This is a genomic window from Collinsella sp. MSK.8.10 (assembly GCF_019041915.1).
Taxonomy (GTDB): domain Bacteria; phylum Actinomycetota; class Coriobacteriia; order Coriobacteriales; family Coriobacteriaceae; genus Collinsella.
In genome coordinates this window covers 1-1,775 of sequence record NZ_JAHPYF010000018.1, presented here as the reverse complement: position 1 = coordinate 1,775, position 1,775 = coordinate 1, and the positions used below count along the sequence as shown (strand labels likewise).

Sequence of the window (1,775 nt, the reverse complement as noted above, 5' to 3'; positions counted from 1 at the left end):
TGTCTCTCTAAGAATGTATCTCCCTAGAAAGGAGGTGATCCAGCCGCACCTTCCGGTACGGCTACCTTGTTACGACTTCACCCCCCTCACCCTCCACACCTTCGGCGCCTCCCCCCTCTCGGTTGGGCCGGCGACTTCGGGTGCAGACGACTCGGGTGGTGTGACGGGCGGTGTGTACAAGGCCCGGGAACGCATTCACCGCGGCATGCTGATCCGCGATTACTAGCAACTCCGACTTCATGGGGGCGGGTTGCAGCCCCCAATCCGAACTGGGGCCGGCTTTCCGGGATCCGCTCCCCCTCGCGGGGTGGCATCCCTCTGTACCGGCCATTGTAGCACGTGTGCAGCCCAGGGCATAAGGGGCATGATGACTTGACGTCGTCCCCGCCCTCCTCCGCCTTGACGGCGGCGGTCCCGCGTGGGTTCCCGGCATCACCCGATGGCAACACGCGGCGGGGGTTGCGCTCGTTGCGGGACTTAACCCAACATCTCACGACACGAGCTGACGACAGCCATGCACCACCTGTATGGGCTCCTCTCGGCCACGGGGTCTCCCCCGCTTCACCCATATGTCAAGCCCTGGTAAGGTTCTTCGCGTTGCTTCGAATTAAGCCACATGCTCCGCTGCTTGTGCGGGCCCCCGTCAATTCCTTTGAGTTTTAGCCTTGCGGCCGTACTCCCCAGGCGGGACGCTTAATGCGTTGGCTGCGGCACGGGGGGATCGTCCCCCCACACCTAGCGTCCATCGTTTACGGCTGGGACTACCAGGGTATCTAATCCTGTTCGCTCCCCCAGCTTTCGCGCCTCAGCGTCGGTCTCGGCCCAGAGGGCCGCCTTCGCCACCGGTGTTCCACCCGATATCTGCGCATTCCACCGCTACACCGGGTGTTCCACCCTCCCCTACCGGACCCAAGCCGCGGAGGTTCCGGGGGCTTCGGGGGGTTGAGCCCCCCGCTTCGACCCCCGGCCTGCCGGGCCGCCTACGCGCGCTTTACGCCCAATGAATCCGGATAACGCTCGCCCCCTACGTATTACCGCGGCTGCTGGCACGTAGTTAGCCGGGGCTTCTTCTGCAGGTACAGTCTTGACTCTTCCCTGCTGAAAGCGGTTTACGACCCGAAGGCCTCCGTCCCGCACGCGGCGTCGCTGCGTCAGGGTTCCCCCCATTGCGCAAGATTCCCCACTGCTGCCTCCCGTAGGAGTCTGGGCCGTGTCTCAGTCCCAATCTGGCCGGTCGGTCTCTCAACCCGGCTACCCGTTGTCGGCACGGTGGGCCGTCACCCCGCCGTCTACCTGATGGGCCGCGGAGCCATCCCCTCCCGTCGGGGCTTTAGCCGGGGTGCCATGCGGCACCCCGGGGTATCCGGTATTACCCGTCCTTTCGGGCGGCTATCCCGGGGGAGGGGGCAGGTTCTCCACGTGTTACTCAGCCGTTCGCCACTCGCTTCTATCCGAAGATAGGTGCCGTTCGACTTGCATGTGTTAGGCGCGCCGCCAGCGTTCATCCTGAGCCAGGATCGAACTCTCCGTCCAAAATATATGGGCTTCGAGCCCGTCCGGTCCTCTCAGTTCATCGCTGATCGGTTCCGTTCGATTCATATGGTTTTAGTATAGGAAAAGGAATTTCTCGGGGCCGCCTCTCGGCGGCCTTGCGAAAAACAAATCCAAGTTAGACCATTTCAAATGGTTCGATGTCTGCCCGGATGCGACACAGCTTGTGTGTCCATCCTCGCAGTATCCGGTTCTCAAGGTGCACGCCCCGCGGCTCATCCGGT

At 63.0% G+C, this 1,775-nt stretch carries 1 rRNA gene; it reads right to left on the bottom strand.

Going from position 1 to position 1,775, the window contains the following annotated elements:
- Nucleotides 1-27 precede the first annotated feature (27 nt).
- A 16S ribosomal RNA gene (locus KTF55_RS09880) occupies nucleotides 28-1,533 on the bottom strand.
- Between the last annotated feature and the right edge of the window lie 242 nt (nucleotides 1,534-1,775).